The organism is Novisyntrophococcus fermenticellae (assembly GCF_018866245.1).
GTDB classification, from domain to species: domain Bacteria; phylum Bacillota; class Clostridia; order Lachnospirales; family Lachnospiraceae; genus Novisyntrophococcus; species Novisyntrophococcus fermenticellae.
On the sequence record NZ_CP076458.1, the window covers coordinates 1 to 24,606 of the forward strand.

Genomic DNA, 24,606 nt, shown 5'->3' on the forward strand with positions numbered 1-24,606 from the left:
CTTACTTGATTAATCATTCGTTTTATTATAATATAGAGTAGAGTTATTATGTAACGCTGACGGCGTATTGAAATAAAAGGCGGAGATTGTTATGAACCCTGTAGAAGAAAAGTGGATGGATATTCTTAATAGAGTAAAAGAAGAGCATGAAATACTTGATGTATCCTTTGATACATGGCTTGCTCCTTTAAAAGTTTATAAAGTGGAAGGGGATATTGTATCAATTCTGGTTCCATCTCAACAGGTTGGACTGGACTATGTCAAAAAAAAATACAAACTTCCATTAAAAGTGGCAATTGCCGAGATTACGGGGAAAAGCTATGAGATAGAATTACTGCTTCCTGAAGATATTGAACATCAAAAATCCATGAAGGAAGCCATCACCACTGCTACGGATGCAGGACTTAATCCCAAGTATACATTTGATACATTTGTCGTGGGAAGTAATAATAAATTCGCTCATGCCGCTTCTCTCGCCGTTGCTGAATCTCCTGGTGAAATTTACAATCCATTATTTTTATATGGAGGCGTTGGTCTTGGAAAGACACATTTGATGCATAGTATTGCTCATTTTATTCTTCAGAATAAACCAAGCTCCAGAATATTATATGCAACCAGTGAAGAATTTACGAATGAACTAATTGAAGCAATCCGTAATGGAAATAATACTGCTATGAGTAAATTCCGTGAAAAGTACAGGAATATAGATGTGCTTCTTATCGATGATGTGCAGTTTATTATAGGAAAAGAATCTACACAGGAAGAGTTTTTCCATACTTTTAATACATTGCATGGAGCAAAAAAACAAATTATCCTTTCCTCAGATCGTCCTCCAAAAGATATGGATATTCTGGAAGACCGCATTCGTTCCCGTTTTGAATGGGGGCTTCTTGCCGATATCCAAAGCCCGGATTATGAAACAAGAATGGCTATCCTGAGAAAGAAAGAGGAACTCGATGGTTATGATGTAGAAGATGATGTAATCGAATATATTGCTAAAAATATTAAATCTAATATTCGTGAACTGGAAGGTTCTCTGAATAAAATCATCGCATACGCAAACCTGGAAAAACGTGAAATTAATCTTTCTCTGGCTGAACAGGTTCTGAAAGATATAATTTCTCCCAATGCTAAAAAGGTTATTACTCCTGAGTATATTATTAATACTGTAGCAGAGCATTTTGACATTTCTTCTTCTGACATAACCGGAATTAAAAGATCCGGTAAGATTGTTCATCCCCGCCAGATTGCGATGTTTCTTTGCCGGGAGATGACCAATGTCCCACTTATGCAGATTGGTCAATCTATGGGAAACAGAAATCATACGACAGTTATGTATGGTATTGAAAAAATAGAAAAAGAACTGAACGATCACAATAATCAAAATACATTCGAGGAAATTGAAATTCTGAAAAAGAAAATCAATCCCCCTTCCTAAACTCCGGTTGGGATTAACTTCATAATTCCTGATTTATTCACAATTTTTATGTGGATAACCGGTGTATAGAAAGTGGATATCATATTCAATTTTTTTATACACAAGTCATTCACAAGCTGTATAAGGGATTTAAACATACTTATTAAAGTTGAATTTTCCTTTAAGTTCAAGGGATTGCAGGCTATTTCCACTTTTACACAAGCCCTAAGAAGAAGATTACGAAATCCTTTATTATATATTATATATGGAGGCCTTCGGCCGTGAAAGGAGTTATACACAACTATGAAACTGGTATTTGCAAAAGGCAATCTTTTAAAAAGCGTTAATATCGTTATGAAAGCTGTACCCTCAAAAACAACAATGCCGATTCTTGAGTGCATATTAATTGATGCATCGGCGAATATAATAAAATTTACATCTAACGATATGGAATTGGGAATCGAAACTATTGTTGAAGGTACTATTGAAGAAAGAGGTATTATAGCTCTGGACGCTAAAATATTTTCAGAGATTGTCAGACGTCTTCCGGACAGTTATGTAACAATTGAAACGAATGATAATTTTATGGTTACAATTACCTGCGAAAACTCCAAATTTAATATTCCCGGAAAATCAGGAGAAGATTTTTCTTATCTCCCCATGATTGAAAAAAATGACTGCATTACAATTTCCCAGTTCAGTCTGAAAGAAGTTATCAGACAGACAATTTTCTCAATTGCAGCCAATGAAAACAACAAACTTATGACTGGGGAACTTTTTGAGATAAAAAATAATATATTAAAAGTTATATCCCTGGACGGACATCGGATTGCAATTCGTAAAATCGAATTAAATGATTCTTATGAAGATAAAAAGGTAGTGGTTCCGGGAAAAACTCTGAATGAAATAAGTAAGATACTGTCAGGAGAAATAGAAGATAAGGTAAATATTTTCTTTACAGATAATCATGTTATGTTTGAATTTGAACAGACGAAAGTTGTTTCCAGACTGATTGACGGAGAATATTTCAGAATCGATCAAATGCTGTCAAGTGACTATGAAACCAAAGTTCAAATCAATAAACGTGAGTTTTTAAGTTGTATTGACAGAGCTACACTTCTGGTTAAAGAAGGGGAGAAAAAACCAATTATTATCAACATTGAAGATGAAAGCATGCAGCTTCGTATTGATTCACCCATGGGTTCTATGAAAGAGGATATCCACATTGAAAAAGAGGGGAAAGACATTATGATTGGATTTAATCCCAAATTTTTGATGGATGCGCTCCGTGTCATAGATGACGATATGATATCCATATATCTGGTCAATCCAAAAGCCCCATGTTTTATAAAAAATGATGAAGAAAACTATATTTACCTGATTTTACCAATAAATTTCAACGCGATGCGATAGAAAAAGGAAAAAATGGAAACGATAAAAATAAAAGACGAATTTATTAAATTAGGCCAGGCTATGAAACTTGCCGGTCTGGTAGACGAAGGTGCGGATGCCAAAACCCAGATTCAGGAAGGAAAAGTTAAGGTTAATGGCATCGTAGATGTCCGCCGTGGAAAAAAATTATATGTCGGTGATGTATTTTCATTTAAGGGTACCGATATAAAAGTTGAAAAGAAGAGTTGTTCTGACTAATTACATGTGTCAAAATGTGTAAAGCACACACTAAAACAATTATGTAAACTATAATGTGCAAAATAATTATGTAAACTAATACAAATTGAAAGAGTTGACAACATGTATGTGAAGTCATTGGAGCTTAAAAACTTTAGAAATTATGATTCCCTTAGTATATCCTTTGATCAAGGTACGAATATTCTTTATGGTGACAATGCACAGGGAAAGACAAATATTTTGGAGGCAATCTATCTTTGTGGAACTACGAAATCACACAGAGGAAGTAAGGATCGTGAAATCATTCATTTTAACAAAGATGAATCACATATCAGAATGTTTATAAGCAGAGATGATGTTGTCCATAAGATTGACATGCACCTGAAAAAAAATAAGGCTAAGGGAATTGCTATTGATGGGATACCCATACGTAAAGCTTCGGAATTGTTTGGAACCGTAAATATTGTATTCTTCTCTCCGGAGGATCTGAATATTATAAAAAATGGACCTTCTGAACGAAGAAGGTTCCTTGACAGCGAATTAAGTCAGTTAAGCAGATATTATCTGATTCAGCTGACAAATTATAATAAAGTGCTTGCTCAGAGAAATAAACTGCTCAAAGAAATCCGAGATTCGGAATCTCTTTCAAGTACCCTGGATATATGGGATGAACAGATGATAACGTATGGAATAAGTATTATTGGAGAAAGAATTCAATTTATACACCGGCTGAATGAAATATTGGCCGATATCCATCTGAAACTCACAGGGGGAAAAGAACAGATTGAATTAATCTACGAACCTAATGTGGAGGCTGAAGCTTTTAAAAAACAATTAAAGAAGAGCAGAGAAAAAGATTTTCAATTAAGAGCTTCCTCACTGGGTCCTCATAGAGATGATTTATGTATCAAGGTAAATGGAATTGATATCAGAAAATTTGGATCCCAGGGTCAGCAGCGGACAGCTGCACTTTCCATGAAATTATCAGAGATATATCTCGTAAAGAAAATAATTAAAGATACACCAATTTTATTACTGGATGATGTATTATCCGAGCTTGACAGCAGCAGACAAAATTATCTTCTGAAAAGCATAGGTGACATCCAAACGTTTATAACTTGTACAGGATTGGATGAATTTGTGGAAAATCAGTTTCATGTGAATAAGGTTTTTCAGATAGTGGAAGGCAGTATATTATTTTAAATCTGCCTGATTTGTATTGTAAAAGGCTGTATGGTGAAAAGTCATGTTTGGAAAAATAGGAGGAATTACATGAGTGCAGAAAATACAACAAATGTAGAGAAAAATGTTGAATACGGAGCCGATCAGATTCAAATTCTGGAAGGGCTTGAGGCGGTTAGAAAGAGGCCTGGCATGTATATTGGCAGTACCTCTATACGAGGACTGCATCATCTGGTATATGAAATTGTTGATAATGCTGTGGACGAGGCTCTGGCCGGTTATTGTAAAAATATTGATGTAATCATAAACAAAGATAATTCTATTACGGTTACCGATGATGGACGTGGTATACCGGTGGGAATTAACCATAAATCAGGATTGCCTGCAGTGGAGGTTGTATTTACTATCTTACATGCCGGAGGAAAATTTGGCGGTGGTGGATATAAGGTTTCCGGGGGCCTGCATGGGGTAGGTGCTTCGGTTGTAAATGCTTTGTCAACCTGGCTGGAGGTTACTATTTATCATGATGGGAAAGTTTACAGGCAGCGTTATGAACGCGGAAAAACCATTTATAAGTTAAAGGTTGTAGGGGAATGTGAAAAAGATAAGACAGGAACGATGGTAACGTTCCTTCCTGATGATACGATTTTTGAAGAAACAGTATTTGATTATGATATATTAAAGACCAGTATTCGTGAAGTCGCATTTTTAACAAAAGGACTAAGTCTCACTCTTTTGGACCTGCGTCCTGAGGAGCCTGTAGAGAAGATATTTTGTTATGAGGGCGGAATAAAAGAATTTGTGGAATATCTGAATAAAAGTAAAACACCTCTTTATGATGAAATTCTTTATTTTGAGGGTATGGTAAATGAAGTTATGGTTGAAGTAGCTATGCAGCATAATGATTCCTATACAGAAAATACCTATGGATTTGTTAATAATATAAATACTCCGGAAGGTGGTACGCATATTGTTGGATTTCGTAATGCATTGACAAAAACTTTTAATGATTATGCGCGTAAGGCAAAGTTGTTGAAGGATAACGAGTCTAATTTAAGTGGTGAGGATATAAGAGAAGGCTTGACTGCTATTGTCAGTATTAAGTTAAAAGATCCTCAGTTTGAGGGACAGACAAAACAGAAGCTTGGAAACTCTGAGGCAAGGGGAGCGGTAGATAATCTCTTGAGTTCCAATTTGGAGCTTTTTTTGGAACAAAATCCTTCTGTTGCCAAAATTATTGTGGAAAAATCCTTATTATCACAAAGAGCCAGAGATGCAGCACGCAAGGCCAGGGATCTTACAAGAAGAAAATCAGCGCTTGACGGGATGTCTTTACCTGGAAAGCTGGCGGATTGTACGGACAAGAATCCGGAGCGTTGTGAAATTTATCTGGTAGAGGGAGATTCTGCCGGCGGATCTGCAAAGTCAGCGAGAAGCCGTGCTACCCAGGCAATTCTACCGCTGCGTGGTAAAATATTGAATGTAGAGAAGGCGCGTCTTGATAAAATTTATGCAAATGCGGAAATTAAGGCGATGATTACCGCATTTGGTACCGGTATTCATGAGGATTTTGATATAAGTAAGCTTCGCTATCATAAAATTATAATTATGACGGATGCAGATGTGGATGGGGCACATATTGACACCCTATTGCTTACCTTTATGTATCGCTTTATGCCGGAACTTATTAAACAGGGTTATGTATATCTTGCTCAGCCTCCTCTTTATAAAATTGAGAGAAATAAAAAAGTGTGGTATGCTTATGACGATAAGGAATTAGATAAAATTCTGCTTGAAATAGGGCGTGATGGAAACAATAAAATCCAGCGTTACAAAGGTTTGGGTGAAATGGATGCAGATCAGCTTTGGGATACTACGATGGATCCTGAACACAGAGTTCTGAATCGTGTAACTTATAACGAGGATATTGCAGCAGAAATAGATGTTACATTTACAACACTTATGGGTGATAAAGTAGAACCCCGGCGTGAATTTATTGAGCAGAATGCTGACAAACTGGATATTAAAGACCTGGATATATAATATGATACCACAAAGTGCGGAGCAATCCGTTGTATCATAGGGTCAAAAGGTCATGCATTTCATGTAAGGTCATGAGTTTCATGCTAAAAGATGGAGGAAATAATGGAAGATAATATTTTTGATAAAGTCCGTGAGGTAGATCTGAAAGAGACAATGGAAGAGTCATATATTGCTTATTCCATGAGTGTTATTGCTTCCCGTGCACTTCCGGATGTCAGAGACGGTCTTAAACCAGTACAGCGAAGAATCCTGTATTCCATGATAGAGTTGAATAATGGGCCCGATAAACCTCATAGAAAATGTGCCCGTATTGTCGGGGATACCATGGGTAAATATCATCCTCATGGTGATAGTTCTATCTATGGTGCATTGGTTAATATGGCACAGGAATGGTCTACCAGATATCCGTTGGTAGATGGGCATGGAAATTTTGGTTCCGTAGATGGAGATGGCGCTGCCGCCATGCGATATACAGAAGCGCGTCTGAGTAAAATATCTATGGAAATGACAGCGGATATTAATAAAAATACAGTAAATTTCAGACCAAACTTTGATGAAACAGAACAAGAACCGACAGTATTGCCCTCCAGATATCCGAATCTGCTGGTTAATGGAACCTCTGGTATAGCTGTAGGAATGGCTACAAATATTCCACCTCATAATCTGCGTGAGGTAATCAGTGCTGTTGTAAAAATTATAGATAACATTATTGAACATGACAGTGATACGGCCCTTGAAGAGGTTTTGGAAATTGTGAAGGGACCTGACTTTCCAACAGGGGCTCAGATTCTTGGAACCAGAGGGTTTGAAGAGGCATACCGTACCGGAAGAGGAAAAGTACGTGTACGTGCTATTACGAATATAGAGACGTTGCCGAATGGTAAAAGTGAAATTATAGTAACTGAACTCCCTTATATGGTAAATAAGGCCAGGCTGATTGAAAAAATTGCTGAACTGGTGAAAGATAAAAGAATTGACGGAATTACTGCAATCAATGATCATTCCAACAGGGAAGGAATGCGTATTTGTATTGAGTTAAGGAGGGATGCAAATGCGAACGTAATTCTTAATCAATTATATAAACATACGCAGCTGCAGGATACTTTTGGTATTATCATGCTGGCTCTGGTTAATAATCAACCTAAAGTTTTAAATCTTCTGGAAATGCTCACTTTATATCTGGATCATCAGGAAGAGGTTGTTACCAGAAGAACCAGGTATGACTTAAATAAAGCAGAAGAACGTGCACATATTTTGGAAGGACTTTTAAAAGCTCTGGATAATATTGATCGTGTAATACAGATTATCCGAGGATCGGCTAATGCACAGGAAGCAAAAGAAAATCTGACGGCAGAGTTTGATTTATCAGATGCTCAGGCTCAGGCAATCGTAGATATGCGTCTGCGTGCTCTTACCGGGCTGGAAAGAGAGAAGCTTGAGAATGAATATAAAGACTTGATGGAGAAAATTAAATTATATAGAGCAATTCTTGGGGACCGCAAACTTTTGCTTAATGTAATTCGAAAAGAAATTCTGGAAATATCAGACAGACATGGGGATGACAGAAGAACTTCTATTGGATTTGATGAATTTGATATATCCATGGAAGATCTGATTCCAGTAGAAAATACAGTTATTACGATGACAAAATTGGGATATATCAAACGTATGACGGTGGATAATTTCCATTCTCAGAACAGGGGTGGAAAAGGAATAAAGGGAATGCAGACCATTGAGGATGATTACATCGAAGAGCTGCTGATGACTACAACGCATCATTTCTTAATGTTTTTTACAAACACAGGTAAGGTTTACCGTCTTAAAGCGTATGAAATTCCGGAGGCGTCCAGGACTGCCCGTGGAACAGCAATTATTAATTTGATTCAGCTCCAGCCCGGTGAAAAGATAACTGCAGTTATTCCAATCCGAGAATATGAGGATGGAAGATATCTATTTATGGCTACAAAAAATGGATTAGTGAAGAAGACACCTATTATTGATTATGCAAATGTAAGAAAGACAGGACTTGCTGCAATCAGCTTAAGGGATAATGATGAACTTATTGAAGTAAAGTCCACAGATAATAAAAAAGATATTCTCTTAGTAACAAAATATGGACAATGTATCCGTTTCAGAGAAACAGATGTGCGCAGCACCGGCCGTGTATCCATGGGAGTCAGGGGTATCAGCCTGATTGATAATGATGAAGTTGTTGGTATGCAGTTAAATACACAGGGTGACTATATGTTATTCGTGTCTGAAAATGGACTTGGAAAAAGAACATCCATGAGTGAATTTACTCCTCAGATTCGAGGTGGTAAAGGTGTAAAATGTTATAAAATTACAGAAAAGACCGGAAGTGTGGTAGGAGTAAAGGCTGTCAATTCAGAAAATGAAATTATGCTCATTACTACCGAGGGTATTATTATCCGTCTTCAGTGTGCTGATATTTCTGTTCTTGGGCGTATTACATCTGGTGTTAAACTGATTAATGTATCAGAAAATATATTTGTAGCCAGTATTGCAAAGGTACGTGAGAAGAAAGAAAATGAAGATATAAATGATGAAGAAATATTAGAAAAGGTTGAATCAGATAAAGACGAAGATTCTGAAAACCGGTAAATGATATGAAAAGAATTATTTTTATGATGCTTGGAAATATCTTTTATCTTCCATGGGCGTGGATAAAACTCTGTATTCACGCCCACGATGTGGATAACTATACGGATGAAGAACATATGGATTTATTAAAAGACATCGTAAAGCATGCTAACAAAGCCGGACGGGTAACTGTAGATGCTTATGGGGTGGATAACATTCCAAAAAAAGATGGATTTGTATTATTTCCGAATCATCAGGGTATGTATGATGTATTAACGATACTGGATACATGTCCGAATAAGATTTCTGTTGTAGTAAAGAAAGAAGTATCAAAGGTACAAGGATTAAAACAGGTTTTTGCCTGCATGAAAGCTCTTTTTATAGACCGTGATGATTTAAAACAATCCATGAAAGTTATTCAACAGATGGCATCTGATGTAAAAATTGGAAAAAATTATGTTATCTTTGCAGAAGGAACCAGAAGCAGAGATGAAAATAAACTCCTGGATTTTAAAGGGGGAAGTTTTAAGAGTGCTGTTAAAGCAAGATGTCCGATTGTTCCTGTTGCCTTAATTGACGCATATAAAGCCTTTGATACAAATTCCATAAAGCCGGTTAAGATACAAATACATTATCTTACTCCATTACTTTATGAGGAATATAAAAACATGAAGACAATAGAGATTGCTGAAATTGTGAAAAAAATGATAGAGAAAACAATAGAAAAAAATATAGTTACTATTCAGCATGAATAAAGAATAGCGTTTAGCCTGAATAGTGATGACATGTCTTATAAAATTTAAAAAAATGGTTGACAAATAAGTTACCGTTTTGTATAATAATCAATGCGTCACAAACTGACGTAATTGATTATTATGTGAATATTATCTAATATTCAGGCATTGGAGAAGTACTCAAGTGGCTGAAGAGGCGCCCCTGCTAAGGGTGTAGGTCGTTTGCGCGGCGCGAGGGTTCAAATCCCTCCTTCTCCGTTTTTGTCAGATAACTTTGGAAAAGAAACAAAAAGGTATTGACAAAACAGTATAATTTATGATAAGATAAACAAGTTGTTTTTGAAAAACACAGAACAACAAACAACTTTAAAAAATGCCAAAAAAGTTCTTGACAAAACAGTATGCTGCATGATAAGATAATCAAGTTGCTGCTGAGACAGGAACACAGAAGAACCTTGATAATTAAACAGTGAAACACATCCTCGAAAGTTCTAAAAGTTTTAGTTTTGAACGATCGAAAGATCCTTATTAAATCAGTAAAAGGGATAAATTAGCTAGTTAGTTGATTTTGAACTGGAACAGACTCGCAGCATTTTCTTTTGGAAGATGATGCACATTTTATCAGAGAGTTTGATCCTGGCTCAGGATGAACGCTGGCGGCGTGCTTAACACATGCAAGTCGAGCGGAGGTTTTTTTGGACTTCTTCGGAAAGAAAAAAGAACCTTAGCGGCGGACGGGTGAGTAACGCGTGGGGAACCTGCCCCATACCGGGGGATAACAGCCGGAAACGGCTGCTAATACCGCATAAGCGCACAGCATCGCATGATGCCGTGTGAAAAACTCCGGTGGTATGGGATGGACCCGCGTTGGATTAGCCAGTTGGCAGGGTAACGGCCTACCAAAGCGACGATCCATAGCCGGCCTGAGAGGGCGACCGGCCACATTGGGACTGAGACACGGCCCAAACTCCTACGGGAGGCAGCAGTGGGGAATATTGCACAATGGGCGAAAGCCTGATGCAGCGACGCCGCGTGAGCGAAGAAGTATTTCGGTATGTAAAGCTCTATCAGCAGGGAAGAAAATGACGGTACCTGACTAAGAAGCCCCGGCTAACTACGTGCCAGCAGCCGCGGTAATACGTAGGGGGCAAGCGTTATCCGGATTTACTGGGTGTAAAGGGAGCGTAGACGGCTGTGCAAGTCTGAAGTGAAAGCCCGGGGCTCAACCCCGGGACTGCTTTGGAAACTGTGCAGCTCGAGTACCGGAGGGGTAAGCGGAATTCCTAGTGTAGCGGTGAAATGCGTAGATATTAGGAGGAACACCAGTGGCGAAGGCGGCTTACTGGACGGTAACTGACGTTGAGGCTCGAAAGCGTGGGTAGCAAACAGGATTAGATACCCTGGTAGTCCACGCCGTAAACGATGAATGCTAGGTGTCGGGAAGCAAAGCTTCCCGGTGCCGCCGCAAACGCATTAAGCATTCCACCTGGGGAGTACGTTCGCAAGAATGAAACTCAAAGGAATTGACGGGGACCCGCACAAGCGGTGGAGCATGTGGTTTAATTCGAAGCAACGCGAAGAACCTTACCAAGTCTTGACATCCCCCTGCATGTACCGTAACGGGTACAGTCTTTCGGGACAGGGGAGACAGGTGGTGCATGGTTGTCGTCAGCTCGTGTCGTGAGATGTTGGGTTAAGTCCCGCAACGAGCGCAACCCTTATCCTCAGTAGCCAGCAGGTAGAGCTGGGCACTCTGTGGAGACTGCCAGGGATAACCTGGAGGAAGGTGGGGATGACGTCAAATCATCATGCCCCTTATGATTTGGGCTACACACGTGCTACAATGGCGTAAACAAAGGGAAGCAACGGGGTGACCCCAAGCAAACCCCAAAAATAACGTCTCAGTTCGGATTGTAGTCTGCAACTCGACTACATGAAGCTGGAATCGCTAGTAATCGCGGATCAGAATGCCGCGGTGAATACGTTCCCGGGTCTTGTACACACCGCCCGTCACACCATGGGAGTCGGAAATGCCCGAAGCCTGTGACCCAACCGTAAGGAGGGAGCAGTCGAAGGTGGAGCCGGTAACTGGGGTGAAGTCGTAACAAGGTAGCCGTATCGGAAGGTGCGGCTGGATCACCTCCTTTCTAAGGAAGAATAAGTAGAAGATGTGTTTTGCTGTTTAGTTATCAAGTAATGGGAAAGAAGTAAAAAAAGCCCATAGGCTTGTAAGTATCAAAACTGAATAACTACTGCTGGTGGCGATGCGTTTTGGGGAGACACCCGTACCCATCCCGAACACGATGGTTAAGACCAAAGCGGCCGATGGTACTGCACTGGAGACGGTGTGGGAGAGCAGGTGGCTGCCAGCTTACTGAAAGCAACTTAATGAGTCCGCTAGGACGAATTTAGTGCGAAGTAGTTCGTGAACCTTAACGAGCATAGCGAGTTTCGTTGAACGAACATACCCCTTGAAAGCAACTTAATGAGTCCGTCAGGACAAGTTTTGTGCGCATATATTGAATATAATTGAGGGCTTATAGCTCAGCCGGTTAGAGCGCACGCCTGATAAGCGTGAGGTCGGTGGTTCGAGTCCACTTAAGCCCAGACATTGAACACTTAACGAACCCGGAGGGTGAGTTTAGTGAGAAAGTTCTTCACGAACCTTAGTGAAACGAAGTTGAACTTAGTTGAGTGAAGTTACCATTTTCGAATAAAATAAAAAAAGATTTTTTGGGGATATAGCTCAGTTGGGAGAGCACCTGCCTTGCAAGCAGGGGGTCGAGAGTTCGAATCTCTTTATCTCCATTCCGGAAAGAAAGCTTTCCGGATTTATGTACCTTGAAAACCGCATACAGATATAATCAATATCCAAGCGTTAATAACGTAAGATAGAGAAAAGACATCCGAGGCATCAGATACGCAAGTAGCTGATGTTACAAACCAAGCAAGAACGATCAAACGATCGATGCTTATAAATGAATCAGAAATGAATCAGTAAACACAAAGAACCAATCCGCACGCTAGCGGAGCGGTGGACTTTTAAAAGGTCAAGCAGTAAGAGCACAGGGTGGATGCCTTGGCACTGAGAGCCGATGAAGGACGCGGTAAGCTGCGAAAAGCTCCGGGGAGGCGCAAACAGCCTTTGATCCGGAGATATCCGAATGGGGAAACCCGCATGAGCAGACCTCATGCATCCATACGCGAATCCATAACGTATGGAAGGGAACCGGGGGAACTGAAACATCTAAGTACCCCGAGGAGAAGAAAGAAAACTCGATTTTCCAAGTAGCGGCGAGCGAACGGGAAAGAGCCCAAACCATGGTGCGTGCACCATGGGGTTAAGGACTGCGAAAAGGTACTTTCTGAGCTAGCCGAATGGTTTTGGGAAAGCCATCCAAAGAGGGTGAAAGACCCGTAGGCGAAAGGAAGGAAAGGCCGGCAGGATCCAGAGTACCACGAGACACGAGAAACCTTGTGGGAAGTCGGGGGGACCACCCCCCAAGGCTAAATACTCCTCAGTGACCGATAGCGCATAGTACTGTGAAGGAAAGGTGAAAAGGACCCCGGGAGGGGAGTGAAAGAGAACCTGAAACCCTGTGTTTACAAACTGTGGAAGTGCCTCAAGTGCACGACCGCGTACTTTTTGTAGAACGGTCCGGCGAGTTGCGGATGCTGGCAAGGTTAAGCATTTCAGATGTGGAGCCGAAGGGAAACCAAGTCTTAAGAGGGCGGAATAGTCAGTATACGCAGACCCGAAACCGGGTGATCTACCCATGTCCAGGTTGAAGCTGCCGTAAAAGGCAATGGAGGACCGAACGCACATCCGTTGAAAAGGGTGGCGATGAGGTGTGGGTAGGGGAGAAATTCCAATCGAACCCGGAGATAGCTGGTTCTCCTCGAAATAGCTTTAGGGCTAGCCTCGTTTTAGATACACGGAGGTAGAGCACTGAATTCCTAAGGGGGCGTCAAAGCTTACCAAGGGATATCAAACTCCGAATGCCGTGGAACCGATGAACGGGAGTCAGACCATACGAGATAAGTTGGATGGTCAAAAGGGAAAGAGCCCAGACCTGCAGCTAAGGTCCCAAAGTGCGTGTTAAGTGGAAAAGGATGTGGGATTTCAAAGACAACCAGGATGTTGGCTCAGAAGCAGCCACACATTCAAAGAGTGCGTAATAGCTCACTGGTCGAGAGGTCCTGCGCCGAAAATGTCCGGGGCTGAAACACGACACCGAAGCTCAGGAATGACTGTAGAGTCATTGGTAGAGGAGCATTGCTGATGCAAAGAAGCAGTACCGGAAGGGGCTGTGGAGCGTCAGGAAGAGAGAATGCCGGAATGAGTAGCGAGAGAGAGGTGAGAATCCTCTCGGCCGAATATCCAAGGTTTCCAGAGTAAAGCTGATCTGCTCTGGGTAAGTCGGGGCCTAAGGCGAGGACGAGAGTCGTAGCCGATGGACAGCAGGTGGAGATTCCTGCACTGCAGTAAGACAGAACTGTGGGGACATATGTGGAAAGCACGGGCGCGGAATGGAAAGCCGCGTGCAAGCGGGGTAGGAGTCCTGAAGGCAAATCCGCAGGACGATCTAAAGACGTGAAGCAGACCGAATCAAAGTAGGGAAGCGTGTGAGCCATGTATCAAGAAAAGCCGCTATTGTTCTTATTGTACCCGTACCGTAAACCGACACAGGTGGATGAGGAGAGAATCCTAAGGCCGGCGGAAGAAGCATTGTTAAGGAACTCGGCAAAATGACCCCGTAACTTCGGGAGAAGGGGTGCCTGTAGAGATACAGGCCGCAGAGAATAGGCTCAAGCAACTGTTTAGCAAAAACACAGGTCTATGCGAAACCGAAAGGTGAAGTATATGGGCTGACGCCTGCCCGGTGCTGGAAGGTTAAGAGGAGAGGTAAGCCGCAAGGCGAAGCTTTGAATTTAAGCCCCAGTAAACGGCGGCCGTAACTATAACGGTCCTAAGGTAGCGAAATTCCTTGTCGGGTAAGTTCCGACCCGCACGAAAGGCGTAATGATTTGAGCGCTGTCTCAACAATGCATCCGGTGAAATTGAAGTACCAGTGAAGATGCTGGTTACCTGCGCCAGGACGGAAAGACCCCATGGAGCTTTACTCCAGTTTGGTACTGGGATCCGGTATTGCATGTACAGGATAGGTGGGAGGCAAAGAAAGAAGGACGCCAGTCCTTTTGGAGCCAATGTTGGGATACCACCCCTGCAGTGCTGGGTTTCTAACCAGAGGCCGTGAACCGGTCATGGGACAATGCCAGACGGGGAGTTTGACTGGGGCGGTCGCCTCCGAAAGAGTATCGGAGGCGCTCAAAGGTTCCCTCAGAATGGTCGGAAACCATTCGAAGAGCGCAAAGGCAGAAGGGAGCTTGACTGCGACACCGACGGGTGGAGCAGGTACGAAAGTAGGACTTAGTGATCCGGTGGTATAAAGTGGGATTGCCATCGCTCAACGGATAAAAGCTACCCTGGGGATAACAGGCTTATCACTCCCAAGAGTTCACATCGACGGAGTGGTTTGGCACCTCGATGTCGGCTCATCGCATCCTGGGGCTGTAGTAGGTCCCAAGGGTTGGGCTGTTCGCCCATTAAAGCGGTACGCGAGCTGGGTTCAGAACGTCGTGAGACAGTTCGGTCCCTATCCGGCGTGGGCGCAGGATATCTGAGAGGAGCTGTCCTTAGTACGAGAGGACCGGGATGGACCGGCCGCTGGTGTATCTGTTGAGCCGCCAGGCTCATGGCAGAGTAGCCAAGCCGGGAAGGGATAAACGCTGAAGGCATCTAAGCGTGAAGCCCCCCTCAAGATGAGATATCCCATTCGAAAGAAGTAAGACCCCTTGAAGACGACGAGGTAGATAGGGCAGAGGTGGAAGTACAGCAATGTATGGAGCTGACTGTTACTAATCGGTCGAGGGCTTGACCTAAGCACTTGATGAATGCAAGTCGCAGACGCAGCATGAATCCTGGTGCGCAGGTCGTTCCATTGAACAACGTGAGATGGAACTTCCAAACGCACCATGATTCAGCCAGCTAGATCAGACAGGCGAGACAGACGTCGAGCCGGAACTGAGACATAAGCGGCAAAGCAATCATTAAGTGAGGTCCGGTGTTTACAAAAGGTGGAAAAGATGTGATAATCTGTATGCAGTTTTGAAGGTATATACCTTCAATTTAAGATGAAATGGCCCAGTGGCTCAGTTGGTTAGAGCGTCGCCCTGTCACGGCGAAGGTCGTCGGTTCGAGTCCGATCTGGGTCGTTATTTTGTCTAACATATTCGATATGTGGGATCTTAGCTCAGCTGGGAGAGCATCTGCCTTACAAGCAGAGGGTCACAGGTTCGAGCCCTGTAGGTCCCATTTTTATGGATGGATTCCCGAGTGGCCAAAGGGGGCAGACTGTAAATCTGTTGGCACCGCCTTCGAAGGTTCGAATCCTTCTCCATCCATTTGAGAAAGAAACAAATTTTTTTGGTTCACAACCAAAACGGTTCGAATCCTTCTCCTCCATTTGAGAAAGAAACAAATTTTTTTGGTTCACAACCAAAACGGTTCGAATCCTTCTCCATCCATTTGAGAAAGAAACAAATCCTCAAATTCTTATTTTCTCGTGCCGATGTGGCTCAATTGGCAGAGCAGCTGATTTGTAATCAGCAGGTTATCGGTTCGAGTCCGATCATCGGCTTCACCAAAAGTAACTTAACGAATTTATATGATGCGTTTAGTTAGGTGAATTATAATTTAATAGCGCGGGATGGAGCAGTCTGGAAGCTCGTCGGGCTCATAACCCGAAGGTCGTAGGTTCAAATCCTACTCCCGCAATTCAATGCCTGGTTAGCTCAGTTGGTAGAGCAGAGGACTGAAAATCCTCGTGTCTCTGGTTCGATTCCGGAACCAGGCATTTTTGGAGCATTAGCTCAGTCGGTAGAGCACTTGACTTTTAATCAAGTTGTCCGGGGTTCGAATCCCCGATGCTTCATATTTTACAGAGAACATAGCTATTTTTGTTCTCTGTTTTTGTTTTATCTATTTTCTTTATTTGTAAAATATCTAAAACCGTGCTATGATAAATAAATACAAAAAGATAAAGAGGATGGATATGAATCAGAAAGAGAAAGAAGAGATGAGAAGGAGCCATCTGGAAGCAAGACGTAAAAGACGCAGGCGGAGAAAGATTCAGCAGATAATCCTTATCATTATTTTAGTACTTATATTGGTTGCGATGGGCTTTATGTTAATAGAGCTGAATAATAAACAGGTTTTGAATACAATTGCTGATGAAAGCAGCATAGATAGCCCGGAAATTACTCCAACTGCTGAAGTAAGGCCGACAATAGAGCCAACTCCAGATATAGCAGAAAGGCCTATGGATGAACCGGAGATAATCATTTCAACAGACAATCTGAATAGTTCTTATGGATATATGATACGTCTTAGTAACCAGTTTGTTATAATGGATAAAGGAGGTTCTGATAGAATATATCCGGCTTCTATGACAAAGCTGATGACTTTGATTGTCGCTATTGAAAATTTACCGGATTTAGATGAGAGAGTTATATTATCTGATGAAATGATTCGGAATTTATATGAAGAGGGAGCTTCTATGGCACAGTTTGTTGGAGGTGAGAATGTGCCTGCGAGGGATTTGCTATATGGGGTTATGCTTCCCTCAGGAGCGGATGCCTGTGTTGGGCTTGCACAGAAAATTTCTGGTTCAGAAGAGGCCTTTGTAGAGAAGATGAATCAAAAGGCACAGGAATTGCAGATGACTGATACTCACTTTACCACCACCACCGGACTACATGATGAGAATGAATACTCCACTTGTAAGGATATAACGAAACTCATGCTATATTCTTTGAATAATGAAATCTTTCGTGAAATATTAAATACAAAAAGTTATACGACAACCGCCACGCCGCCGCATCCAAATGGTATTGTATTTGAAAATTCTTTGTTTAAACAAATCGCAGATAAAAAACTTTCTAACGGCGGAATAATAGAAGGTGGGAAGACGGGGTATACCAGTGATTCAGGTCTGTGTATGGCAAGTCTTTCAAAGATAGGCGAAGAAGAGTATTTATTAGTGACTGCTCATGCAGATGGGAGTCCACAGACGGAACAATATAACATTACAGATGCATTTACCGTATATAATCAAATTAAATAGGATACAAAGGTGAAGAGCTACATTACTTGAAACATGTATAAGTAATGTAGCTTTATAGTATTAACAAAGATAGATTATAAGTATGAATTCAGGAGGTTTTTATGACCAGACAGGAAATGAAAGAATTACAAGAGGAGAAAGTCCAGATGCAGCAAATCTACGAAGAGATACTTAAAGAGCAGAGAAGAAATTTTTCTATTTTGGGACACGATTATTATAAAAAAGTAACTGCAGAACCGGAGCTTATTATAAGTGGGTTAACATCATATGTGGAGGAGATTAAGGAGGCAGAGGTAAAGATATCTAAAGTCCAGCAGCAAATGTCCTTTTTAGATAAAGCCTTGCAGGAACCTGTGGATAATATATGTCCCAAATGTGGTAAACTTATGGAGGCAGAGGCAAAATTCTGCTCTGCCTGCGGTACATTTTTAGAAGTAGAGAAAGAACAGGTTAAAGAAAATGTGTGTAGAAGCTGCGGAAATACATTAAAAGCCGGAGCACATTTCTGTGGAAAATGTGGGGCCTCTGTTTCGGAGAAATAGTTTTATGAAAAATGATGATTAATAATTATAAAAGAGAGGGAAATTATGTTTTGTAGTAACTGTGGAACAGAAGTGAATGATGATGATTTTTATTGTTCTAACTGCGGGATATTGTTAAAAGATGAGAATGAAATAGAATATTTATCTGAGCCTGTGATTGAAAAGAGAAGGGTAAAATATTTTATAATGATTGGCGTTCTTGTTACTTTTTTTATTATGGGTGTTTCATTTGGTACTTACAGTTTCCTTAAAAGAAATGATAACCTCGTTAAGAATGATAAATCAAAGGTTACAATATCAAAAAATTTATCATCTAAAACATCTCCTGTACCTGAAAAAAAGCAGGCAATAACGCCTGCTCCACTTACACCAAAACCTGTTGACCAGAAGTCAGTTGAGGAAGTATCAGAATATATTTTAGCAGATAGTGATAAGAAATATCTGTCCGATGCAGATATGGAGGGGCTAAGTAAAGAACAGCTTTTTTTAGCCAGAAATGAAATTTATGCACGGCATGGACGTATCTTTAAGAGTAAAGATCTACAAAGCTATTTAATTCAAAGTCATGGTATAATTCTTCTTATGATGGTGATGAATTTGATTCCAGACAAGAAACAATATTTAATCAATATGAGAAGGAAAATCTTAATCTGATTATGAGAGTGGAAGAGGAGAAGGAATAATAGCTCCTTTTGTTCAGATGCCAAAATACATATCCACTCCATCCGCAATCCCTGATGCCATACGATACTGCATGTTTTGATCCTGCATTGCCGTATCATCATCAGGGTTACTCATAAATCCCATCTCCACGATGGTTACAGGAATCTTACACCAGTTGATTCCACTCATGTTATCATAATTCTGGACACCCAGATTTTTAAAACCAGTGGAAGAGCAATAGCTATCCACCACATTTTGTGAAAGTTGCTGACAAGAAGGTGCTATGGAACTGACATAGGGATTTGAAGCCGATGGTGCCATGGTAAGAGCTCCTTTGATGGAGGTATCATCACTTCCATTTGCGTGTATTCTTAAAAAAATCTCCGCTCCGGATGTATTGGCAATTTCTGCGCGTTCTGCATTGCTGATATTCACATCATGGCTTTCCCGGATCATCACGACCTGATAACCCCTGTTTTGAAGTTCATCTCTTAGTTTTAGAGAAACATCCAAGGTCAGCTGATACTCAGGGACACCTGTAGTACGCCCGGTAGTTCCACTGGCCACTTTGGCCTTGGTTTCTGAAGAACCGGGCCCTATAGGTTCCGGTGTGCTGTTTCCCTTTGCCTGATGGCCCGGATCAATAGCTACAATATGCCCATTTTCCAGGGGATTGGGTTTTAAATCAGCTTTTTCTGTGGTAATAGCCTCTTTTGTAATGTCTTCTGCTGTAGGTTTTGGGGTTGGGGAAGATGTAGCTGTTAAATTTTTTGAAGATATTCGTGTGTCTTCAGGCATGGAGGATGCGGTCCGTTGTGATGTTCTTTCATGCATCTTAATTATGTTGAAAATACCTACAATTGAGCCGGCAATAGCAATTAATACACATAACATAAGTAAAAGCTTTTTCCTCATATTTTCTATTCTCTTTTCTGAAAAATTTCCAAATATATGTAATAGTATAACAATTTCTAATATTTAGTCAATAAAGAAGTTCCTAAAAAATCATGTTTCGTATAAATTGTAGCTACTATTCTTCATTTGATTTATATGGTATAGTAGTAATAATTAAAAAGATTAAATGTTCGGATATATGCAGGGAGGCTACATCATGGAACGGACAGTGCACAACAGAAAAGCTTTGCAGGTTATTGCAGAGGTAAAGAAGGCAGTTATAGGGAAAGATATGGCTGTGATGAAGGTATTGACAGCAATATTAGCGGGAGGTCATATTCTTTTAGAAGATATCCCCGGAGTCGGAAAGACAACCATGGCAGTTGCATTTTCAAAAGCCATGGCACTGCATCAAAATAGGGTTCAATTCACACCGGATGTATTACCAGCTGATATTGTGGGGTTTTCTATGTACAATAAGGAAAGTGGGAAATTTGTATATCAGCAAGGGGCGGTGATGTGCAACCTCTTTTTGGCGGATGAGATAAACAGAACATCACCTAAGACACAGTCTGCTCTTCTTGAAGTAATGGAGGAAGGTAAGGTTACAGTGGAAGGAATACAAATGAAGGTTCCGGAGCCATTTATCGTCATAGCTACACAAAATCCCTTTGGAAGTGTGGGAACTCAGTTATTGCCGGAATCACAGGTGGACAGATTTATGGTATGTATACATATGGGTTACCCGGATATAAAGCATGAAATTGAAATGGTAAAGGGAAAAGCATGCAGGGATTCTATGTCAGATATCCAGAAAATTATGACTGGAAAAGAATTGCTGGAGTTACGTAGAGTGGTCGAGGATGTATTCATCCATGACGCAATTTATGATTATATCGCAAGGCTTGTAAAAGCCACAAGAAACCATGACCTAATTGAATTGGGTTTAAGTCCCAGAGGTACAATCTCTATTGCTGCTATGGCAAAAGCTTATGCTTTTTTAAATAGCCGTAATTATGTATTGCCTGAAGATATACAATCAGTGTTTTCGGATGTGGCTCTCCATAGAATCCGCATGAATGCAAAAGCAAGAATTCATAAAATTACAGTTGAAGCAGTTTTAAATCAGGTTTTGGAAGATACACCAAGGCCCACAATACGTCGTAATTTTAATTAGGCAGGTATACATATGATACGAATAATCCTGTATCTCCTTACTGTTTTGACGATGGGATACCTTGCTCTCATCTATCCTAAAAAGGTAGTAATCGCTTTATTTGTTACTATAATTCTGTTTTTTTTCCCTTCTTTGTTTTATAGCATCTATCTGTCCAGGAAGGTAAAAATAAAGGTTCGGATACCAGTTCCTCTTATGGAGAAGACACAATCAACAGAGGTGCATATTCTTGTGGATAACTGCGGAAATATTCCTCTGTTACGTGCAAAATTGGATTTAGCTGTAAAAAATTATTATCATAAAAAGGCTGTAAAGAAAAAAATCCGGCTTCAAATAAACAAAAAAGACGCTACAAGCAGTATTTTTAAACTGTCTAGTAATAACTGTGGAAGATTAAGTGTATCTATAAAAAATTTTTTTGTAGGGGACCTACTTGGAGTGTTTTACCTTCCTGTCAAAATAAAAGAAAAAAAACTTTTTATTCATGTCTTGCCAGATATAGAGCCTATGAATCTGAATATAGATAAAAATATTTGGAATATAATGGAGGACAGTCATTTTTATGACTTAAACAAAGCAGGCGATGATCCATCAGAAGTTTTCCAGATAAGAGCATACAGAAAAGGTGACCGTATTAAGAATATATACTGGAAGCTCACTTCACGGTCAGAGGAATTGATGATCAAAGAATTTTCCAGGCCTGTTTTATGTCCTGCTGTTCTTTTTTTAGATATGATGGATAAAAATTCCCCGAATGAATTTTTAAAGGCAGATAATTATCTGGAAAAAGCGCTGTCTGTATCCAGCGGACTTTTGGAGAAAGATTGTTGTCATATGGTTGTATATTATGATGCGGTATCTGGCTGTATTCAAAGGATAAAAATAGAAAAAGAGGATCATATCTACGAATTAACAGATCATCTTTTTCAGATGTTACCTTATGAAAAAGACATAGACTTGGAAGAACACTATCACCTTGAATATCCGCAGCATCAATATAGTATATCTTATCTGCTAAATATGCATATGGAACTATGGGAGGGAGGTGGCTACTCATGTGGAAGAGAAAAGAAACTTCTATAGAAGTGGTATCCCTGAAAACTATAAAAACGGATTCAAAAAGGTCTTTAATATTTGCAGAAGCAGGGATTAAGTTCATCTATCTTACCATGGCAGCATTTTCCATTATATATTGGCTGGTTTCTATGTTGGAACTGAAAATTGATTTTAAAAGTATTTTTTTTGCAGTTTGTTTTTTATCATTTTGGTTTTCCTTCGTATTTGGAGGATGGCAGAAAACAAAGATGATGCTCCCACTTACATTTGCCTTTACAGCAGGTTGTATTTTTCTAAAAAATAAAAATCTGGTAAATGGCCTTGCAATGCTGTTGAATAGAGTATCAGAGCGGGTGAAAAGATATTATGGGTCTGGAATTGGGAATTTTGAAGAAAATCAAAATATTATAGATCTGCAATATATAATAGGCTTGTTTGGGCTTCTGATTGTGATGATTATGGCTTATGAGATTATAAGAAAAAAACGTAGGGGAATTCTATTAATTATTTCCGTTCTATTACTATCCAGCAGTCTGTCTATAGACTGTTTTCCTGATATAAAGGCCTTTCTGCTATGGACCGTTGCCTGTCTCGGACTATGTGTCATGGACAGGGAGTATTTTTTACGGTTTAATTTAACTTTTGGTATATGCTCTCTGGGAGGCATGACAATTCTACTGATAGCCGCCTCTTTGTGGATAACTCCTCAAATTGAATACCATTTTGTGGAGAATCATAAAAGAACAATGGAATTTCAAAAAGAGATTGAGTCTCGCATAGAAGATTTTATGCTTAAAACGCCATTTTCCTCCTGGAATATTTTTTCGGGTTTTACATGGTATGGAAAGGTGGAAAGTGGTGTTTTAAATAACAGTAATCCCGGGAGGACAGGGCGGACCGCACTAACAATAACTATGGATGAAATTCCAAATGAAAACATTTATATGCGGGGATTTACAGGCGGAATATATGATGGAGACAGATGGATTGAAATATCAGACGAGGATTTCAATGAGACTGTTAAAAATCAGTGGAGAGTGAAAAAGCCACCTGATTATTCAGGGAAAGAACTTTTAAAGTTCCCGTATGATTTTATGAATACTTTTTCCGGTCTGGAGGATAAAGGTGTTTTTCAGATTCATTTTAAAGAAGTAAATGGAAATTATGCTTATCTTCCATATTTTACTAATATTGAAAAATTGGCAGGTGGTTTTATCGAGATTAAGGGAGATGGAATAACCAGGAGAAAAAAGGACAAAGTGACATACGAAAGTTTTTTGAGGTATCCATTGAGAGATTATGATTCCAGCGTTTTAGCTGTATATTCATCGGACATGATGTTTCCCTCGGATGACAGATATGAAATATTGCGGTCGTATAAAGATTATGTGCAGCAGCATTATCTTTATGTTCCAGCAGAAGGAATAGACCAATTAAAAAAAGTTTCCTCGAAGCTTAAATACAAGTTATATCAGTTAAGTGTGTCCGGCGGTATTGATGATATGAAGACTGCGGCAGATTTGGTGCGATCAATGTTATCGAATCAATGTAATTATAGTACGAAGCTGGATCCGCTTCCTAATGGAAAAGACTTTATCGAATATTTCTTTTTTGAACAGAAAAAGGGATACTGTATTCATTTTGCCAGCACAGGAGTTTTAATGTTCCGGCAGATGGGGTTTCCTTCAAGATATGTAACAGGATATGTAGTGCGCCCAAGTGATTTTAAAAAAGATGGGAACAGATATACTGCGGAAATACCCGATGGAAATGCCCATGCATGGGCAGAGATATATGATGAAAGTTTTGGCTGGATTCCTGTGGAAACAACCCCGGGATATTATGGATATAGCGTAGAAAAACAGAAAAATCAGAAGACAGGAACAGAAAGCTTGCCTAAAATTGAAAAAAGGCAGGAAATAACAGTCACTCCTGAGGTTTCTGAATCTTCAGAATCGGAAATAAGTATAGACACTGATAAAAATAAAAAAGAAGATAATAAAGACAAAAACAGTACGGGGAAAGAGAGTTTATTATTTATGGGAGGCCTTATTTTCACAGGCACAGCAATCATAGTGCTCTTCGTTTGTTTACGTAGATATTATCTGGTCAGAAGAAGGATAAAAAAATTCACAGAAAAGAACATGCAACAGTCTATTCTAAATATCTCTTATGAAATATATCAGATGTTAAGAGCTGCGGGATATCGTAAGACAGATCATGCTTCTGATGAAGATTATGGTAGATATATCCAGGAATCATTTGATTTCATGGGAGAAAGTGACTTTATCAGATTTGTTACTTTGGCCCAGAAAGCTAAATTTTCAAAGAAATCTTTTGAAAATGAGGATACAGTCTTTTGTAGACAAATCTACCATAAATTGGAGCAGGATATTTACAGTGGATTGATTCCAGTAAGAAAATTTTGGTGGAGGTTCATAAAGTGCTATTAGTTCTTCATATACATAAAGTAAAAAGATTG

At 40.1% G+C, this 24,606-nt stretch carries 14 protein-coding genes, 10 tRNA genes and 3 rRNA genes; 26 read left to right on the top strand and 1 reads right to left on the bottom strand.

Annotated elements, in window-relative coordinates:
• Nucleotides 1–91 precede the first annotated feature (91 nt).
• The 23 genes from dnaA (at nucleotide 92) to KNL20_RS00115 (ending at nucleotide 18,988) form a co-directional block, all read left to right on the top strand.
• Complete coding sequence (gene dnaA, locus KNL20_RS00005; RefSeq protein WP_230398663.1) at nucleotides 92–1,438, top strand: chromosomal replication initiator protein DnaA; 1,347 nt, start codon at nucleotides 92–94, stop codon at nucleotides 1,436–1,438.
• Between the two features lie 282 nt (nucleotides 1,439–1,720).
• Entirely contained in the window at nucleotides 1,721–2,830 is a 1,110-nt protein-coding gene (gene dnaN / locus KNL20_RS00010) for a DNA polymerase III subunit beta (RefSeq protein WP_230398664.1), read from the top strand.
• Nucleotides 2,831–2,842: 12 nt separating this feature from the next.
• The gene (locus KNL20_RS00015; RefSeq protein WP_230398665.1) at nucleotides 2,843–3,067 is read left to right on the top strand and encodes an RNA-binding S4 domain-containing protein; all 225 of its coding nucleotides are present in this window, start codon (nucleotides 2,843–2,845) and stop codon (nucleotides 3,065–3,067) included.
• Between the two features lie 102 nt (nucleotides 3,068–3,169).
• Nucleotides 3,170–4,249 carry a DNA replication/repair protein RecF gene (gene recF, locus KNL20_RS00020; RefSeq protein ID WP_230398666.1) on the top strand — a complete coding sequence of 360 codons (1,080 nt, stop codon included), beginning with the start codon at nucleotides 3,170–3,172 and terminating at the stop codon, nucleotides 4,247–4,249.
• A 69-nt stretch (nucleotides 4,250–4,318) separates the two neighbouring features.
• Nucleotides 4,319–6,271 (top strand): DNA topoisomerase (ATP-hydrolyzing) subunit B, encoded by a 1,953-nt coding sequence (gene gyrB / locus KNL20_RS00025; protein ID WP_230398667.1) that lies wholly within the window; start codon nucleotides 4,319–4,321, stop codon nucleotides 6,269–6,271.
• Nucleotides 6,272–6,373: 102 nt separating this feature from the next.
• Nucleotides 6,374–8,893, top strand: coding sequence for a DNA gyrase subunit A (gyrA, locus tag KNL20_RS00030; RefSeq protein ID WP_230398668.1), 2,520 nt, complete (start codon nucleotides 6,374–6,376; stop codon nucleotides 8,891–8,893).
• A gap of 5 nt (nucleotides 8,894–8,898) precedes the next feature.
• Nucleotides 8,899–9,627, top strand: coding sequence for a lysophospholipid acyltransferase family protein (locus tag KNL20_RS00035; RefSeq protein ID WP_230398669.1), 729 nt, complete (start codon nucleotides 8,899–8,901; stop codon nucleotides 9,625–9,627).
• A gap of 149 nt (nucleotides 9,628–9,776) precedes the next feature.
• Nucleotides 9,777–9,864, top strand: a tRNA-Ser gene (locus KNL20_RS00040).
• Nucleotides 9,865–10,224: 360 nt separating this feature from the next.
• A 16S ribosomal RNA gene (locus KNL20_RS00045) occupies nucleotides 10,225–11,753 on the top strand.
• Nucleotides 11,754–11,860: 107 nt separating this feature from the next.
• Nucleotides 11,861–11,978 (top strand): 5S ribosomal RNA (rrf, locus tag KNL20_RS00050).
• Nucleotides 11,979–12,139: 161 nt separating this feature from the next.
• Nucleotides 12,140–12,213: transfer RNA gene (locus KNL20_RS00055), tRNA-Ile, on the top strand.
• Nucleotides 12,214–12,341: 128 nt separating this feature from the next.
• Nucleotides 12,342–12,414 (top strand) — tRNA-Ala (locus KNL20_RS00060).
• A gap of 239 nt (nucleotides 12,415–12,653) precedes the next feature.
• Nucleotides 12,654–15,550, top strand: a 23S ribosomal RNA gene (locus KNL20_RS00065).
• Together the 16S, 23S and 5S rRNA genes with 10 tRNA genes alongside form the textbook arrangement of a ribosomal RNA operon.
• Nucleotides 15,551–15,808: 258 nt before the next feature.
• Nucleotides 15,809–15,882 (top strand) — tRNA-Asp (locus tag KNL20_RS00070).
• A gap of 27 nt (nucleotides 15,883–15,909) precedes the next feature.
• Nucleotides 15,910–15,982: transfer RNA gene (locus KNL20_RS00075), tRNA-Val, on the top strand.
• A 7-nt stretch (nucleotides 15,983–15,989) separates the two neighbouring features.
• A tRNA-Tyr gene (locus tag KNL20_RS00080) sits at nucleotides 15,990–16,071 on the top strand.
• Between the two features lie 163 nt (nucleotides 16,072–16,234).
• A tRNA-Thr gene (locus KNL20_RS00085) sits at nucleotides 16,235–16,307 on the top strand.
• Nucleotides 16,308–16,370: 63 nt separating this feature from the next.
• Nucleotides 16,371–16,444: transfer RNA gene (locus KNL20_RS00090), tRNA-Met, on the top strand.
• A 6-nt stretch (nucleotides 16,445–16,450) separates the two neighbouring features.
• Nucleotides 16,451–16,523: transfer RNA gene (locus tag KNL20_RS00095), tRNA-Phe, on the top strand.
• Between the two features lie 5 nt (nucleotides 16,524–16,528).
• Nucleotides 16,529–16,601, top strand: a tRNA-Lys gene (locus KNL20_RS00100).
• A 120-nt stretch (nucleotides 16,602–16,721) separates the two neighbouring features.
• Entirely contained in the window at nucleotides 16,722–17,792 is a 1,071-nt protein-coding gene (locus KNL20_RS00105; RefSeq protein WP_230398670.1) for a D-alanyl-D-alanine carboxypeptidase family protein, read from the top strand.
• A gap of 101 nt (nucleotides 17,793–17,893) precedes the next feature.
• Nucleotides 17,894–18,334, top strand: coding sequence for a zinc ribbon domain-containing protein (locus KNL20_RS00110; RefSeq protein ID WP_230398671.1), 441 nt, complete (start codon nucleotides 17,894–17,896; stop codon nucleotides 18,332–18,334).
• Nucleotides 18,335–18,379: 45 nt separating this feature from the next.
• On the top strand, nucleotides 18,380–18,988 hold the full coding sequence (locus KNL20_RS00115; RefSeq protein WP_230398672.1) for a YARHG domain-containing protein: 609 nt from the start codon (nucleotides 18,380–18,382) through the stop codon (nucleotides 18,986–18,988).
• Nucleotides 18,989–19,030: 42 nt separating this feature from the next.
• On the opposite strand, the gene KNL20_RS00120 is transcribed toward KNL20_RS00115, so the two are convergent.
• A complete protein-coding gene (locus tag KNL20_RS00120) occupies nucleotides 19,031–19,912 on the bottom strand; it encodes an N-acetylmuramoyl-L-alanine amidase family protein (protein ID WP_230398673.1) in 882 nt (293 codons plus the stop codon).
• Between the two features lie 196 nt (nucleotides 19,913–20,108).
• Between KNL20_RS00120 and KNL20_RS00125 the strand changes: the two genes are divergently transcribed.
• From KNL20_RS00125 to KNL20_RS00135, 3 genes are all read left to right on the top strand, one after another.
• On the top strand, nucleotides 20,109–21,068 hold the full coding sequence (locus tag KNL20_RS00125) for an AAA family ATPase (RefSeq protein WP_230398674.1): 960 nt from the start codon (nucleotides 20,109–20,111) through the stop codon (nucleotides 21,066–21,068).
• Nucleotides 21,069–21,299: 231 nt separating this feature from the next.
• Nucleotides 21,300–22,151 carry a DUF58 domain-containing protein gene (locus KNL20_RS00130; RefSeq protein ID WP_230398675.1) on the top strand — a complete coding sequence of 284 codons (852 nt, stop codon included), beginning with the start codon at nucleotides 21,300–21,302 and terminating at the stop codon, nucleotides 22,149–22,151.
• Entirely contained in the window at nucleotides 22,124–24,577 is a 2,454-nt protein-coding gene (locus KNL20_RS00135) for a transglutaminase-like domain-containing protein (protein ID WP_230398676.1), read from the top strand. The genes KNL20_RS00130 and KNL20_RS00135 overlap by 28 nt, the downstream gene beginning before the upstream one ends.
• Nucleotides 24,578–24,606 lie beyond the last annotated feature (29 nt).